We start from the raw sequence: 15,195 nt of genomic DNA, 5'->3' as shown, positions 1-15,195 counted from the left end.
ATACATTTGGAACTTAATAACATTTAAACCATAAACCATGTCTATTTGGAAAAGAAAACCATTAGCTCAACTATTAGCAGAAGCAGCTGATTCTGAAAAAGGATTAAAAAGAACACTAACCGCTTGGTCTTTAATTGCATTAGGTATAGGTGCTATAATTGGAGCTGGATTGTTTGTAAGAACAGCTACCGCAGCGGCACAAAGTGCTGGCCCATCTGTAACAATTGCCTTTGTTGTTGCCGCTATAGGCTGTGCATTAGCAGGATTGTGTTACGCAGAACTTTCTTCTTCTATCCCCATTTCCGGAAGTGCTTATACATACACATACGCAACTATGGGGGAATTTTTAGCTTGGATTATCGGCTGGGATTTAATTCTTGAATATGCAGTGGGAGCTGCAACCGTAGGAATCGCCTGGAGTGAATATTTAAACAATTTACTCACAAACGTACTGCATATGGATCCAATACCTTACGCCTATTCTCATTCGCCATTCCAAACATCAGTAACAGGAGAACATGGTTTAGTAAATTTACCTGCTCTTTTTATAGTTGCCGTAATCAGCTTACTATTGATAAAAGGAATACATGAATCAGCAGTTGTAAATGCTATCATTGTTGTTGTAAAGGTTTTAATTGTTATATTAATTATAGTTGTAGGATGGCATTTCATAAATCCAGCGAACCACACACCTTATATCCCTCCTACAGATGTTTTCACTGATGAACACGGTGTAGGACACGCCTATGGAGGCATAATGGGAATATTAGGAGCAGCTGGTACGGTTTTCTTTGCCTTCATAGGATTTGATGCTGTGAGTACTGCTGCACAAGAAACGATTAACCCTAAAAAAAATATGCCAATTGGTATTTTAGGATCTTTAGCAGTGTGTACCATTTTATATATTCTTTTTGGTCATGTATTAACAGGGCTTGAACCAGTTGAGTTTTTTAGAACCAGCGGTAAAGAAGCTTCAGTAGCCAATGCGATTATTCATGCTATGGGAGAAAGTTATAACTGGCTTGCACAATTTGTAACTATTGCCATATTAGCAGGTTTTTCATCCGTTATTTTAGTAATGTTATTAGGACAGTCAAGAGTTTTTTACTCTATGGGTAAAGATGGATTATTACCAAAAGCTTTTAGTGATCTGCATTCAAAATACAAAACTCCTTATAAAGCGAATCTAGTAATTCTATTAATTGTTGGAGCGTTTGCAGCATTTGTTCCAGGAGATATTGTTGGAGACATGACAAGTATTGGGACTTTATTTGCTTTTGTTCTTGTATGTATTTCTGTTATTATTTTAAGAAAAAAAGAACCAAACATGATCAGAGAGTTTAAAACTCCGCTAGTACCTTTCGTACCCCTTTTGGGAGTATTCGTATGCTGTGCTATGATGTACGGTCTAGGCTGGACAAATTGGCTGAGACTTTTTGCATGGATGGCTATAGGCGTCATTTTCTATTTTTCTTATGGTAAGAAAAACAGTAAATTGAACAATCCAGAAATATAAAATTTAAAATAAAATCACAAAAGGGTCATGAAGCAAATACTTTATGACCCTTTTTATATGTTCTAGAATTAATTTTCTACAAATCGAAAACAGAAGTTCGTTTAGCACGGACTAAGTCTTTCAATCTAATCCAAAAAGCCAAAGTAAGATAAACTCCAAATCCTAAACCAGCAGTTACAAAAGAAATATAAATAAAAAACAAGCGGACGTTTGTTACACGCATCCCTAATTTATCTGCCAAACGTGATGACACATGAAAGCCATATTTTTCTAAAAAGAATTTCAACCGTATTACTGCCCGCATTTTTTTTAAGTTATGATTTTTACAAAAATACAAAATTTCCGAATCGGCAAATCAGTATTTTTTCAATAATTCTAACCCAATAGCGCAATCTAAACATTTATTCTTACTGCAGTATTCATTTTTGAGCTGTAATAATGATTGGGTTTCAAACGCATTTTTTGGTTTTAATCCAAAGGAACTAAATTTTTCCATGATTGAATTCTTTTCAGCCTCAACTTTATTCAGCATAGTAATCAAATCTTCCGAATCTTCTTTTCCCTGACTTTTGGCATAAGCAAATTGAAGCGGAATAATAGTATTTAGGATAATTAAATCAATGAAAGATTTTGTTAAAGCTTTCTTTTTCTTGGGGCTTTCTTTGTCAAACTGATAATGAGTCTGCCAATAGGACGTAGCCGAAACACCAAAAATTTCATATATAGCTTCAAGTGAATTCAATTCGCATATTTTAGAAAATAAATTTTGCTGTTTATGATATAAATCAGCTAATTGCGAAAGCCTGATCGTGGGAAAATTATCAGGACGATGTTTAAAAAACTGTACAGGCTCGATACTGTTTTTATCAATTTGATATTTATGAAGGAGATAAAAATACCTGAATTTTAAATCCTTGAAATAGGCGTCTTCTTTCTCTTTATCCATCAATCCTGCGGAACCAAACAATAATGCTTCGAGATTCTCTACTTCAAAACATTCTTTTCGGATTACAGAAAACGGAATTGACTGAGCAATTTTGAGAAATATTTCACCATTAGTATTCAAACCAAAATTCTTTGCCAACAGACAGAACAAAACCGCTTCCCAATCATTATTGGTTAATTCCAGCAATTCCAAAATTGGTTTTGACTTTCTTTCCAAGCGCTCAAAAAAAAGACGCTCCTGCCAATTAATTAAAGTAAATTGAGGAATTTCCTTTAATTGCTTTTCGCAAAAAATCCAAGATTTTGGCGATAGTAATTTTTGATAACTATTTACTGTTTCTGAACTAACATAATTTTTAAGTTCCAGAACTGGTATTTCGGAATTGTTGCTTCTGTAAATTTCAGAATCATGTTCCCAGACTACATGCAAAATTACATTTTCATAACCTGAATCTCTTTCATGATGGTGAATATACCAATCAGATGATTTGACATGAATTTCTACATTTCCTGCCCATTTTTGATCTCCAATGGTAATTTGTGCATTAAAAAAATCAGGCCCTGCCAATTCGAGATATTGACCCGAATTACTAATTGTGATTTCCTCCTGACAGCAGGTTTTTAGATTTAAAGTATCAAACTTTTTAAATTTCCAAAGGTAGTGGAGAAAATCTTCTTTCATAATTCAGATTTGTTAGACTTTTAAACTAAAGTAATAAAAAAAACTAACAACTTGTCTTACAAAATTAAAAAAAGACAGCTTCGAAGATAATCCGAAAGAGTTTATTTCAATAAATACAATTCAGCACAAGCTCTGGCATCCGATAATGCCTCGTGATGGTTTAGCTTAATATTCATTACACGACAGCAATCACTAAGCTTTGTTGGTTTTAATCCTTTAGATTTATATATCTTCACCGTACATTCCCAACGCGAACCAATATTTAAATCTTCGTAGTTCAAGCCATACAGGAGCATTGATTTAATCAAAACATTCCGATCGAAGCTTTCATTGTGTGCTACTACAACTCTATTTTGAATCCTTTTTTGAATTTCGGGAAAAACTTCGATAAAGGTTTTGGCATTTGCGGTATCTCTAGGTGAAATACCATGAACTTTAATTGTAAACGGATTATACTCGTTATTTGGAGGCTTAATCAAAGTTACAAATTCATCAACAACCACCCCGTTTTCAACCATTACTATTCCAACCGAACATGGATGATAAGCAGTTGCAGTTTCAAAATCTATTGCCGTAAAAGTCATGGAAATTTAAAATTTAAAACAATATTATTTCATTGATCTAATGATGTCGGACTTTGTAATAATCTGATGATTTCCGTTATTAAGATCTACCAATACGGCATCATTTCCTTTGGTGAATAATTTAGAAACTTCTTCAATAGAAGTGTTCAATTTTACCACCGGGAAAGGTTTTCCCATCACTTCTTTAATTGGCTTATCCGCAACATTTTTGTCGGCTACATAACTTCGAAATAAATCCGTTTCATCAACAGAACCCACAAATCCATTGATATCAACAACGGGGATTTGTGAAATATCATACTTGCGCATACGGTCAATTGCATGCGAAACCAATTCTTCAGTTCGAACGACAATCAATTGCTGATTGATATGATCTTTGATTACATCTTCTGCCGTTGTAACCTCCTCCTCTAAGAAACCTCTTTCACGCATCCAGTCGTCATTGAACATTTTGCCCACATATCGGCTCCCCGAATCATGAAATAATACCACCACAACATCCTCTGGCTTGAAATGTTCTTTTAACTGTAACAAACCTTTTATCGCAGCACCAGCAGAATTTCCAACAAATATCCCTTCCTCGAGTGCGATTTTCCGGGTATAAACTGCAGCATCTTTATCAGTTACTTTGGTAAATCCATCGATTAAAGAAAAGTCAACATTCTTCGGCAGAATATCTTCACCAATACCCTCAGTTATATAAGAATAGATTTCATTTTCGTCAAAAATGCCAGTTTCATGATATTTCTTAAAAACTGAGCCATAAGTATCAATCCCCCAGATTTTAATATTTGGATTTTTCTCTTTTAAGAATTTACCAACACCAGAAATCGTTCCCCCGGTACCTACTCCAACCACAAAATGAGTAATTTTTCCATCAGTCTGTTTCCAGATTTCAGGACCTGTCTGCTCATAATGAGCCAAAGTATTGGATAAATTATCATATTGATTTACATACCAGGAATTTGGCGTTTCTTCAGCCAGTCTTTTGGAAACTGAATAATAAGAACGAGGGTCGGTCGGTTGTACATCAGTTGGGCAGACCACTACTTTGGCTCCAACTGCACGAAGAATATCCATTTTTTCTTTGGATTGTTTGTCGGATATCACGCAGATTAATTTGTATCCTTTAATGATTGCTACAAGTGCAAGTCCCATTCCTGTATTTCCGGAAGTCCCCTCGATTATTGTTCCGCCTGGCTGTAAACGGCCATCAGCTTCGGCATCCTCAATCATTTTTACTGCCATACGGTCTTTTACCGAATTTCCCGGATTGAATGTCTCTACCTTGGCAAGAACCAAAGCATTCACTTCTGCAGTTATTTTATTGAGTTTCACCAACGGCGTATTCCCAATAGTCCCTAATATATTTTCTGAGTATTCCATTTAGTTATTTTTCAGCAGTTACAACTTAAACTATAGCATTTCTATATAGTTCGTATGGAAGTAAAATTAGTGTATTTTTTTATTTGAAATAACTTTTTAAATTGATTTTGTTACAAAAAATCAATTAAAGAAATTCCAAACTAATCCAAAACGAATTAAGAAGTCACGATATGGATTATTGGGATCTGAAAAATAATTATTTTTCGAAAACAGCGAATTAAAATGTTCTGCTTTCAAATAAAGCCTCGTACGCTGTATCTTAACATTTACAAAATAATCAAGAAGAGGAGCATTACCAATTTTAACTCTGTCCTGCACAAAAAACTCACCAATTACAGAATTATAAACATTACTGTAATAGCTTGTAAAATAATTCAATTCAATACCTGTCTGGAAAAATAACTTCCTATTAAACATATAATTAGTATAATACAAAGTGTTTCTGGTAACAAATTCAGGAACATTCAAAACATTATCCGGCTGATCTGCTTTTTGAAATAATAAAGTATTATCCAATGCCCACTTCCCAAAAACAAACTCTCTAGCTGCCTTTAGCGAAGCATAATTAATTGCTTTACCATATTGCTTAGGAGCGACAATCTGCATGCTGTCTTCCCTTTGTGTGGCAGTAGTGACATCGGCAAAATATAAATGATCATTTATGGTATTCAGCTGCATTGACAATGAAACCCATTTGGTATCCGCATTGGCGCTGATAGAATTTATTTTTTCGTTGACAAAATCATTAGACCAGTTGTATTCTTTATAACTGCTTTGAAATAAATTATAATTATTATTTGGCAGCTTATTCATGCTTTGGTAACGAAATGATAACTGATTTTCATCATTCCAGTCATAAACAGCCGAAGCATCAATATTATATAAATTTTGATCTGTTATCGATTTAGAATATAAAAATTTACCATTCCATTTGTCCTTACGATAATTATATTGACCGCCAAACGTGTTAATTTTTTGACTTAACAGATTACCAACCGTATTTCCATTATCTAAATACAAAATATTATTGTAAAAATAATTAGAATGCAGATCATCAACAAAAAAAGTAAAAGAACCCAGCATCATATTCTCATATACAACTCCAACTTTATTATACATTTTATTATAATTCGTAATATCATCAATTCCACCAGTCACAAACGATTCACCAAAACGGCTCACAAGAGCACCGCCAACATTTGATGCAATTGTCTGCTGTTTGTAGTTGTAATATATTTCTTCGTAATTAAACTGATTGGTAAAATACAAATTGTTATCTCCTTTTTTAGGATTTATTCTAAAGGCCTGATCAAAGAAAAAACGTCCTCCTTTCAATACCGAATTCGCATCTTCGAGGTATACTCCTAACCGCTCTCTATTATCAAACGAAGAGTCACCATTGGTAAAATCGCTTACATTACTGATTCCCCCGTTTTCTTCATTTTGAAGCTTCTGTGAAGTATAATGTATATTTGCAATAAATCGCCCGTCCTTGGAATTATAACTTGTTGTGAATCTAAAATTCCCCGATTTGGTCTCTTGATTGATATACCTTCCCTTCGACCGCAATCCTTTATAAGCAATCGAAAAATTTAGCCTTGGAGAAATATTCAATGAAAAATAAGAATCAGCTGACTGTCCTCTTTGAATCGTAGATTTAAAATACAGTTCAGTCACCGGCGTAGCAACATTTGCATATTTTATATCATTAACTTTTAGATAATTAAACTGTCTTGCCGTAAAACCAAATTCCGGATAAGGCGAAAAACCATTCATTCCATACTGCAGCGTATTGTATGTCTGTCCGATATTTGGAAATGACAAAAGCCCAAAATTATCTTTTCTTAAATAATTATGACTGTACGATTTTCTGATAGACTGAGTAGTATCAATATAAGTAGTATCACGGCTCAGTGAAATAAACTGGTACATATCATATGTTGCCTCTGGCGCTTTCTTCTTCTTTATGGAGTCCGAAGAATTGTATTTACTATTATAATCAATTTCTTTAGCACTATTAACCTGTTTGTTTTTCTGTGAAAAAAGGAGAATCGGAAAAGCTAAAAAAATTAAAGAAAAGAAAATCCTCATTTGAAACGGTTATAATTAGGCAATTATTTTACAGATATATCCAGCAAAGGTAAAGGATAAAAACGTATAAATAAAAAAACACTCCAATTTATAAAGTAAACATTAACACATATTTTTTTTACAAACCATAACTTTTCATTTCCAAATAATCGGAGCGAGCCACCATCCCAATAAAAGGGCTATTTCACTGTACGGATATACGCCCTTTTATCGGTATGCTGTCAGGCTATACGCTCCGCAGCGGCGGATTGCTTCTATCCTTCTCGCGTCTCAGCAGTGACTTAGAAAGTTTTAAACATTAATCAATATAACTATCCTTAACTAATACCAAACTGATCGAATTAGCCACTGACTACACAGATTTTTAAAAAAATAGTAATGAAATCTGTGAGAATCCATGTAATCAGTGGCAAAAAAAAAAACATGGTATTATTTGCGGACAGTCATATTAATCAATTTAATCAATAAGCTTTTCATCTTTTAATACTGCTAACACGGCATTCGCTTTTAAAAGTTTCTGACACGAATTACACTAATTAGCACGAATTAAGATTGCTATTTAATTACACAAAATATTCGAAACTGTAAAATTTGATTTCAATTTTGATAAGAATTAGTGCTAATTGGTGAAATTCGTGTTTATCTTTTTTTAAATGCGAATGCCGTGTACTGCTTACTGCCTTTTTCAAAAATCAAAAAAAATCACAATATTTGCAGTACAAAATAGACTTCAGTCCGTATGCTTCAAAATAATTTCTCTTCTTTTGTTTTCGAAACCGGCACCGATGAAGCGGGGCGCGGTTGTCTTGCAGGTCCGGTTACTGCTGCAGCTGTAATTCTGCCATTCGATTTTAAAAATGCCTTTCTAAACGACAGTAAGCAATTAAGCGAAAAAGTAAGAGAGAAACTCAGACCAATTATCGAGCAGGAAGCCATCACCTTTGCAGTAACTCATCTGCATCCAGAGGAAATTGACGAAATAAACATCCTAAACGCCTCGATGAAAGGAATGCAGGAAAGTATCTTGAAATTATCCCGAATTCCGGAATTTATAATTGTAGACGGAAACAGAGCACTGAATGCCAAATTGGGACTGAAAAATAAAATTGGAAAACAATTCTCTAACTCGGAAATTGAATTATTGAAATCTATTCCCAACCAAAGTATCATCAAAGGAGATTCTAAATATTTAAGCATTGCAGCAGCTTCTATTTTGGCAAAAACCTACCGCGATGAATATATGGATAAAATTCACGAGGAATTCCCAATGTATAACTGGAAAAAAAACAAAGGCTACCCAACGCAGGAACACCGTGAAGCAATCAAAAAATATGGTCCGACGAAATACCACCGAATGAGTTTTAGATTATTGCCCGAACAGTTGGAACTGAATCTTTTTTAAACAATAAAAAAAGGCTTATCCAAAATCGACAAGCCAATTTATTAAAATCTAAAACTGAAATTTATATCCAAAATCGGGTAAAAAACCAATCTGGTCTTTTTGATCTATTTTATTGGTCAATCGGTTATATTCTAACTGAAAAACATTGGTATGATTGATTACATTTTCTAAATCAACATAAAACAGATGGAATCATTTTCTCTTTTTGCTGTTGAATTTAATTCCAAATTTCACATCCAGCCTTAAATACGAATCATATTGTTTACTAAACGCATTGGCATCATCCTTGATTTCATAACCTGCATCGTTAGAAGCTTCAAAATCTACAAGCATATAATAACGTCCGCCGGCAGTTGTAAATTTGTATCAATCGAATTTATTAATATAGAGCAGATATTCAATAAATTAAAAAGAAAACTAAAAAAAATTATACTTAGAGCCTGTTTAAGTTTTATTTATTGGCTCTCTTATGACGATTTTTGGCTACAACTTCGTTAAATTTTTATACAATAGCTCTGCTATTTTATAAAAATTTGCCTAGTTTCACTCAAAAATCATCTAATAATAAATCTCAAAAATAAAATTTAAACAGGCTCTTATTATTTTCAGACCTGTTTAAAAAGCAACAAACTCTGCTTCGAATAATTGAGTAAAATGTTTTAAGATTTTCGCTTTCACTTCGGCTTCATCCACTTTTTCAACTCCGAGTTCAACGTTAAGTGAAGTAACCGCTTTGCCTCGGATACCGCAGGGAATTATATTGTCGAAATATCCCAAATCAGCATTAACATTTAAAGCAAAACCGTGCATCGTTACCCAGCGGGAAGCACGAACACCCATAGCACAAATCTTTCTCGCGAATGGTGTACCTGCTCCTAGCCAGACTCCGGTTTCGCCGTCGCTTCGTCCGCATTCTATTCCGTATTCCAGTAAAGTAAGAATAATGGCTTCTTCCAGAAAACGCAGGTATTTATGAATGTCCGAGAAAAAATTTTCCAGATCCAGAATAGGATATCCCACAATCTGTCCAGGACCGTGATACGTAATGTCGCCGCCACGGTTGATTTTGTAAAAAGCAGCACCTTTGGCTTCCAGCTGTTTTTCGGATAAAAGCAGATTGCTGAAATCACCGCTTTTACCTAAAGTATACACATGCGGATGCTCCACAAACAGAAAATAATTGGGAGTTTCAAGAGTCGTTTCTTCTCTTCTGTTCTGAATTTTCAAATCTACAATTCCTTTGAAAAGCTCTTCTTGGTATGCCCAAGTTTCTTTGTAATCTTTATTTCCTATATCTTGAAGCTGAATTTTTTTATTCATTTTAATTATTTTTCAAACTCAACATCAAAGTTAAGTTTATCTGGATTTTCTATATAATCCGTGAAAGAGTATTGTATTGTAACTGATTTCCGGTCATCGCTGAATAAAGCATTCGGATTAGAAATTTTCTTTATTTTTTTCGGAAAATGATATTTCATAATATAATTAGACGATGAATAAATCATTTTTGACATATCAGCTGCAGAATCTTTTACCTTTTCAGTCACTTTTTGCTGATTAATTACAGCTTTTCGAGAAAACTTCTTCCCATCGTAAGTGTAGCTTAATTTACTGTTATTATCTCCTAAACCACTGCCGAGAGGATTTATACTTGAACCTCCTTCAAGTTTTTGCAGTGTCCCAGCTGTCTGCAGAATATCCTGAAGTTCATTCACATTTTTGAAATCAGTTGCAATAGTCATTAAAAACTGCTTTTTTTCTGCATTCATTTTTGTCGTTACCACAAAATTTTCCAGCTTTTTAATTTCTTTTTGAGCTTCTGTCGATAATTTAGCAATGCTGTCTTTTTTCTCAGCAAACAGCTGTTTGAAAGTAAAAGTAGAATCGATATCATTTTTGGCACCAGCTCCCATTTGACTTCCTAACTGATCGCCAGCCATTCCCATAAAAGCAGAGCCGTCTACATCTATAGAAAATTTTCCGGTTCCGTTATCATTAATATAAATGTTTTCAGTGAAAGTACAGCTAGTTAACGCCGTTAATAAAAAAGTAAAAAACAGTAATTTATATATTTTCATTGCAGAATTATTTTTCACCAAATATACGAACTCTATTTTAAACCTTTTAACCCCAGATTTATTTTAAAAAAACTTAACTATTTCATCGCAATCTGACTTAAAAGAACATAAACCAAAAAGGTATTAATCTACTGCTTCAGGTTCTAAAATCACTTCCAGATTTGTGCTCAGCGGATTTTGCAGACAATCCGCTAAAAAAAACTGCAGTGACAGCGATTTTTGGTCATCACTAATTTTAGCAAGCGGATTAGAAACCGACTGAATTTTTCGAGGAAAATGGTAATTCAGGACATAATTCTGAACTAGTTTACGGCCTTTGTATTCAGCTTTCATTTTTTCAATCTTATCAAATTCCTTTTTTTGCTCCAGTGTATCTGTAACCGTGACGATTCGATGGAAACGATTGCCGTTGTAATCGTAGCAGACGTTATAATAATGCTCTTCGGCACTTAATGCATAATTATTTTTAATGTCAGCCAAATAATGGTCTGTTTTGGTAAGATCAGCAATATCAGCCGCTTTTTGAAAATTCTGTGTATAGACCGTTCTGAATTCCTTATCGTATGAACTTGCTTTTACATGAATTTTTACTTCGGAATATTTCAAGAACACTCTTTGATCGGCAATTGGCGTTCGGGAAAACGTTTCTTGGTGTTTTTTGATATAATCTCCAAAAACATAAGTTGTGTCTCTGTAAATATTTTCCATAGAGTAATTATCTCTAGCAATCTGCATATAACTGTTTTCGTCACGCAAATTAGTTACTTCGATTGTTCCGCTCCCATCACTATTAAGGCGCAGTGTTTCTGTTACCTGACAGCTTATGATTAGAAATGGTAAGAGTAATAAGAAACCTTTTTTCATTTGACTGCAATATGTTAATTTTCTAAAATTTAGAGTTCATAAAAATCGAAGTTAATTAGTTTTCTTGCAGCCTTCATTATTGTTTTTAAATAATTAACATTTTCAATCTCTAATTATTACTTTGGCAGAGAGGTTATGAAAAACAAAACTTGTAAAATAGCCCCGGCAGCAGTAAAAAAAAACATAAATGGAGCAATAATCATTTTTTAGAAAGATTGTGACTAGCCACAAGTGCATTCTTTCTTTCTTCTTCATATGTAAACAAATCCATGAGTCTTTTATTTGGCAACAACAACAATGTAGGCCCACAACAATCATCTTGTTCGTCCTGTCTATGAATCACATTTAAATACTTAGGTTTTTCAATTGAATTTATAAAATCTTTTATTACTGTTAATCTTTGATTTTGAGCTTGATGAAACGTAAATTTTATAGTATCCCCTTTAATTGCACCTGCTTCAAGATATGCACCTGCCAAAAAAGATTTCATTTGCAGTTGTGTTACATTTTCTAAAACACTTGGTTTAAAAAAGCCCTGTTGTCTTTTTACTTCTATTTCAAGAACACTATAATAAGTTTCCTTATTCGTAGAAGATGTAAAATCATAGAAATCGCCAAGTTTGTAAAAGTCTGGTATATCAATAAATTTATAAAATTGATGACAATTATCGCAGTCTCTTTCACGTTTGCGCTTTTTAAATTTAAAACCTGCCACTTCTGAAAAACGATAAACATCACCCATATGGGATTCGTGCATTTGAAAACCCATTATACTCGATTTTAAATCACCTCGATAAGTACGAGGAATACTATAATCCCAATTATAGCCAAGTATATAGTATAACTTGTCTAGCTCTTGTGAGTGAACAGGAATTATTGATAACATAAAAAATATTGTAACTAAAAATTTCATATTCGTTGTTTCTTTAAATTTGATTTAAAATTATTACATGTAAACATAGAGAACTTTTCGGAAACAATCATATATACTTAACAAGTTTATTCTTTTACTTTTATCAATAATAATGTCAATGCTATTCAAAAACACATCTTATAAAATGTAAAAACCGTCGTTTAGCCCCGGCAGCAGTGAAAATCCTCTTGTACCGGTCCCGATAGCTATCGGGAGGCACAAGAAATTGCAGCGAATGACGGGAGAAATGTTCCTGAAAACACAGAAAATTTGTGCTCCAAAAAATCTAAAATCTGCTTTCTGAAATCTGCAATCAATTTGTTATCTTTGCGGACTTAAAAATCAGAACATAATGGCCTTATCAGAACAAGAAATCATCCGAAGAGAAAAACTTCAATCCTTACGTAATTTAGGAATCAATCCTTATCCAGCCAATCTTTTTCCTGTAAATCATACTTCAAAACAGATTAAAGAGTCTTTTGAAGAAGGTAAAAAGGTGATTGCAGCTGGTCGTTTGATGAGTGTTAGAGATCAGGGAAAAGCTTGTTTTGCTGAGTTGCAGGATAGCGAAGGACGCATTCAATTGTATGTGAACCGTGATGTTTTGTGTGAAGGCGATGATAAAACACTTTACAATCAGGTTTTTAAAAAATTAACTGATTTAGGAGATTTTATTGGTATTGAAGGTGAATTGTTTACGACTCAGGTTGGTGCAAAATGTATTCGTGTGAGCGGTTTTACTTTCTTGAGCAAAACGCTGCGTCCATTACCATTGCCAAAAGTAGATGAAGACGGAAAAGTACACGACGCTTTTAACGACGCTGAATTGCGCTACAGAATGCGTTATGTGGATTTAACTGTTAATCCGCAAGTGAAAGAAACTTTTATCAAGCGTACAAAGTTATTCACTGCGATGCGCGGTTATTTTAATGATGCTGGATATCTGGAAGTAGACACTCCGGTTTTGCAATCCATTCCTGGTGGTGCTTCGGCGAGACCTTTTATCACACACCATAATTCGCTTGACATTCCGCTTTATATGCGTATTGCAAACGAATTGTATTTAAAAAGATTGATCGTTGGCGGTTTTGAAGGTGTTTATGAGTTCTCCAGAAACTTCCGTAATGAAGGAATGGACAGAACGCATAATCCTGAATTTACCGCAATGGAAATATATGTAGCCTACAAAGACTACAACTGGATGATGGAATTTGCTGAAGGCTTGCTTGAACATTGCGCAATTGCTGTGAATGGAACTAGCGAAGTTACTTTTGGTGAGCATAAAATCAATTTCAAAGCACCGTATGCACGTGTTACCATGACAGATTCTATCAAACATTTTACTGGTTTTGACATCTCTGGTAAAACAGAAGCTGAACTGTACGAAGCGGCCAAAGGTATGGGCATTGAAGTTGACGAAACAATGGGGAAAGGAAAACTGATTGATGAGATTTTTGGAGCAAAATGCGAGGGCAATTATATTCAGCCGACTTTCATTACGGATTATCCAAAAGAAATGTCGCCGCTTTGTAAAGAACACCGCGATAATCCAGACTTGACTGAACGTTTTGAATTGATGGTCTGCGGTAAAGAAATTGCAAATGCCTATTCTGAATTGAATGATCCGATTGATCAAAGAGAGCGTTTTGAAGACCAAATGCGTTTAGCAGCAAAAGGTGATGATGAAGCAAACGGTATTATTGACGAAGACTTCCTGAGAGCTCTTGAGTATGGTATGCCTCCAACATCTGGAATGGGAATTGGAATGGATCGTTTAATTATGTATTTAACCAATAATGCTTCAATTCAGGAAGTTTTATTGTTCCCGCAAATGCGTCCGGAGAAAAAACAGACCGTTGAATTATCAGACGAAGAGAAATTTATCGTTGATTTATTGAAAGGAAATGAAAATAAAATGGATCTGCAGCAGCTAAAAATCACTGCGAATTTAAGCGGTAAAAAATGGGATGCATCTATGAAAAATTTATCTAAACACGGTTTGACAAAAGTTGCCGTTGAAGGTGAAAGTAAATTTGTGGAATTGGTGGAGTAATTTCCTAATATAAATACCAAAAAGGAACTTCTTAACGGAGTTCCTTTTTTATTTCAAAAAACATTCAACTAAAACAAAAAAACATTTCCCTTTTCCTTAACTTTACTAATCAAAACCATACTATATATGAGCGTTTTAGAATTAAAACTAGAAATATTTGACAAACTAAAATCTATAGAAGACGAGAGTTTGTTAAAAAAAATAATGGCTTTACTAAAAACAGTTGATGAAGATAAAATTTACCATTTGAGTGAATACGAATTAAATATGGTAAAAGAAGGTGAAGAAGATATAAAATTTGGCAGAATCATTACGCAGGAGCAACTAGACAAAGAAGATTTAGAATGGCTGTCAAAACAGTAATTTGGACAAACACAGCGGTTCGTGAAAGAAGAAAAATATTGGAGTATTGGACAAAACGAAATAAATCTTCTGCCTATTCTGAAAAACTAATTTATGAAATCTTGGCTAGAGTACAATTTCTACTCAAAAATCCAGAAAACTTCGTTAACACTAATTACAAAAACATTAGAACCTCAACTTTAGGTAACTATAATATTTACTACAAAACAACTGAAAAAGAATTAATTGTTGTTGCTTTTTGGGACAACAGACAAAACCCAAAGAAACTTTTTAAAATTCTAAAAAAATCATAAAAAAAAGAGCTTCAAAATTGAAACT

15 protein-coding genes are annotated in these 15,195 nt (G+C 33.9%); 5 read left to right on the top strand and 10 right to left on the bottom strand.

Annotation, left to right across the window (positions count from 1 at the left end):
- The first annotated feature begins 37 nt into the window (after positions 1-37).
- The gene (locus tag IRZ80_RS06555; protein ID WP_194640758.1) at positions 38-1,516 is read left to right on the top strand and encodes an amino acid permease; all 1,479 of its coding nucleotides are present in this window, start codon (positions 38-40) and stop codon (positions 1,514-1,516) included.
- A gap of 76 nt (positions 1,517-1,592) precedes the next feature.
- Here IRZ80_RS06555 and IRZ80_RS06550 read toward each other — a convergent pair whose 3' ends face one another.
- The 5 genes from IRZ80_RS06550 to IRZ80_RS06530 all read right to left on the bottom strand — a co-directional run bounded on the left by IRZ80_RS06550 (position 1,593) and on the right by IRZ80_RS06530 (position 7,204).
- Complete coding sequence (locus tag IRZ80_RS06550) at positions 1,593-1,820, bottom strand: PspC family transcriptional regulator (protein WP_100841929.1); 228 nt, start codon at positions 1,818-1,820, stop codon at positions 1,593-1,595.
- A 51-nt stretch (positions 1,821-1,871) separates the two neighbouring features.
- Positions 1,872-3,143 carry a DUF2851 family protein gene (locus IRZ80_RS06545; RefSeq protein WP_194640757.1) on the bottom strand — a complete coding sequence of 424 codons (1,272 nt, stop codon included), beginning with the start codon at positions 3,141-3,143 and terminating at the stop codon, positions 1,872-1,874.
- Positions 3,144-3,244: 101 nt separating this feature from the next.
- Positions 3,245-3,727 (bottom strand): 3'-5' exonuclease, encoded by a 483-nt coding sequence (locus IRZ80_RS06540; RefSeq protein ID WP_194640756.1) that lies wholly within the window; start codon positions 3,725-3,727, stop codon positions 3,245-3,247.
- A gap of 24 nt (positions 3,728-3,751) precedes the next feature.
- Positions 3,752-5,113: a pyridoxal-phosphate dependent enzyme gene (locus IRZ80_RS06535; RefSeq protein ID WP_194640755.1), complete on the bottom strand. Its 1,362-nt coding sequence runs from the start codon at positions 5,111-5,113 to the stop codon at positions 3,752-3,754.
- A 120-nt stretch (positions 5,114-5,233) separates the two neighbouring features.
- Positions 5,234-7,204, bottom strand: a complete 1,971-nt coding sequence (locus IRZ80_RS06530) for a putative porin (RefSeq protein ID WP_194640754.1) — start codon at positions 7,202-7,204, stop codon at positions 5,234-5,236.
- 739 nt (positions 7,205-7,943) lie between these two features.
- Between IRZ80_RS06530 and IRZ80_RS06525 the strand changes: the two genes are divergently transcribed.
- Positions 7,944-8,606 (top strand): ribonuclease HII, encoded by a 663-nt coding sequence (locus tag IRZ80_RS06525; protein ID WP_194640753.1) that lies wholly within the window; start codon positions 7,944-7,946, stop codon positions 8,604-8,606.
- A gap of 192 nt (positions 8,607-8,798) precedes the next feature.
- On the opposite strand, the gene IRZ80_RS06520 is transcribed toward IRZ80_RS06525, so the two are convergent.
- The 5 genes from IRZ80_RS06520 to IRZ80_RS06500 form a co-directional block, all read right to left on the bottom strand.
- Positions 8,799-8,939, bottom strand: a complete 141-nt coding sequence (locus IRZ80_RS06520) for a hypothetical protein (protein WP_194640752.1) — start codon at positions 8,937-8,939, stop codon at positions 8,799-8,801.
- A 282-nt stretch (positions 8,940-9,221) separates the two neighbouring features.
- Positions 9,222-9,926 (bottom strand): lipoyl(octanoyl) transferase LipB, encoded by a 705-nt coding sequence (gene lipB / locus IRZ80_RS06515; RefSeq protein ID WP_194640751.1) that lies wholly within the window; start codon positions 9,924-9,926, stop codon positions 9,222-9,224.
- A gap of 5 nt (positions 9,927-9,931) precedes the next feature.
- Positions 9,932-10,684: a hypothetical protein gene (locus IRZ80_RS06510; RefSeq protein ID WP_194640750.1), complete on the bottom strand. Its 753-nt coding sequence runs from the start codon at positions 10,682-10,684 to the stop codon at positions 9,932-9,934.
- 123 nt (positions 10,685-10,807) lie between these two features.
- On the bottom strand, positions 10,808-11,548 hold the full coding sequence (locus IRZ80_RS06505) for a hypothetical protein (RefSeq protein ID WP_194640749.1): 741 nt from the start codon (positions 11,546-11,548) through the stop codon (positions 10,808-10,810).
- A gap of 199 nt (positions 11,549-11,747) precedes the next feature.
- A complete protein-coding gene (locus IRZ80_RS06500; protein ID WP_194640748.1) occupies positions 11,748-12,461 on the bottom strand; it encodes a hypothetical protein in 714 nt (237 codons plus the stop codon).
- Between the two features lie 352 nt (positions 12,462-12,813).
- Between IRZ80_RS06500 and lysS the strand changes: the two genes are divergently transcribed.
- From lysS to IRZ80_RS06485, 3 genes are all read left to right on the top strand, one after another.
- Entirely contained in the window at positions 12,814-14,514 is a 1,701-nt protein-coding gene (lysS, locus tag IRZ80_RS06495) for a lysine--tRNA ligase (protein ID WP_194640747.1), read from the top strand.
- Between the two features lie 126 nt (positions 14,515-14,640).
- On the top strand, positions 14,641-14,877 hold the full coding sequence (locus IRZ80_RS06490) for a hypothetical protein (RefSeq protein WP_194640746.1): 237 nt from the start codon (positions 14,641-14,643) through the stop codon (positions 14,875-14,877).
- A complete protein-coding gene (locus IRZ80_RS06485; protein ID WP_194640745.1) occupies positions 14,859-15,170 on the top strand; it encodes a type II toxin-antitoxin system RelE/ParE family toxin in 312 nt (103 codons plus the stop codon). Before IRZ80_RS06490 ends, IRZ80_RS06485 begins: the two co-directional genes overlap by 19 nt.
- Positions 15,171-15,195: the final 25 nt, after the last annotated feature.

It is taken from the genome of Flavobacterium sp. HJJ (assembly GCF_015351475.1).
Taxonomy (GTDB): domain Bacteria; phylum Bacteroidota; class Bacteroidia; order Flavobacteriales; family Flavobacteriaceae; genus Flavobacterium; species Flavobacterium marginilacus.
Note: the sequence above shows the minus strand (reverse complement) of the source record. Positions and strands in the feature narration are given on the sequence as shown.

Coding starts and splice junctions, on each gene's coding strand:
- IRZ80_RS06555 (WP_194640758.1), top strand. CDS start 38: ATGTCTATTTGGAAAAGAAAACCATTAGCTCAACTATTAGCAGAAGCA.
- IRZ80_RS06550 (WP_100841929.1), bottom strand. CDS start 1,820: ATGCGGGCAGTAATACGGTTGAAATTCTTTTTAGAAAAATATGGCTTT.
- IRZ80_RS06545 (WP_194640757.1), bottom strand. CDS start 3,143: ATGAAAGAAGATTTTCTCCACTACCTTTGGAAATTTAAAAAGTTTGAT.
- IRZ80_RS06540 (WP_194640756.1), bottom strand. CDS start 3,727: ATGACTTTTACGGCAATAGATTTTGAAACTGCAACTGCTTATCATCCA.
- IRZ80_RS06535 (WP_194640755.1), bottom strand. CDS start 5,113: ATGGAATACTCAGAAAATATATTAGGGACTATTGGGAATACGCCGTTG.
- IRZ80_RS06530 (WP_194640754.1), bottom strand. CDS start 7,204: ATGAGGATTTTCTTTTCTTTAATTTTTTTAGCTTTTCCGATTCTCCTT.
- IRZ80_RS06525 (WP_194640753.1), top strand. CDS start 7,944: ATGCTTCAAAATAATTTCTCTTCTTTTGTTTTCGAAACCGGCACCGAT.
- IRZ80_RS06520 (WP_194640752.1), bottom strand. CDS start 8,939: ATGCTTGTAGATTTTGAAGCTTCTAACGATGCAGGTTATGAAATCAAG.
- lipB (WP_194640751.1), bottom strand. CDS start 9,926: ATGAATAAAAAAATTCAGCTTCAAGATATAGGAAATAAAGATTACAAA.
- IRZ80_RS06510 (WP_194640750.1), bottom strand. CDS start 10,684: ATGAAAATATATAAATTACTGTTTTTTACTTTTTTATTAACGGCGTTA.
- IRZ80_RS06505 (WP_194640749.1), bottom strand. CDS start 11,548: ATGAAAAAAGGTTTCTTATTACTCTTACCATTTCTAATCATAAGCTGT.
- IRZ80_RS06500 (WP_194640748.1), bottom strand. CDS start 12,461: ATGAAATTTTTAGTTACAATATTTTTTATGTTATCAATAATTCCTGTT.
- lysS (WP_194640747.1), top strand. CDS start 12,814: ATGGCCTTATCAGAACAAGAAATCATCCGAAGAGAAAAACTTCAATCC.
- IRZ80_RS06490 (WP_194640746.1), top strand. CDS start 14,641: ATGAGCGTTTTAGAATTAAAACTAGAAATATTTGACAAACTAAAATCT.
- IRZ80_RS06485 (WP_194640745.1), top strand. CDS start 14,859: ATGGCTGTCAAAACAGTAATTTGGACAAACACAGCGGTTCGTGAAAGA.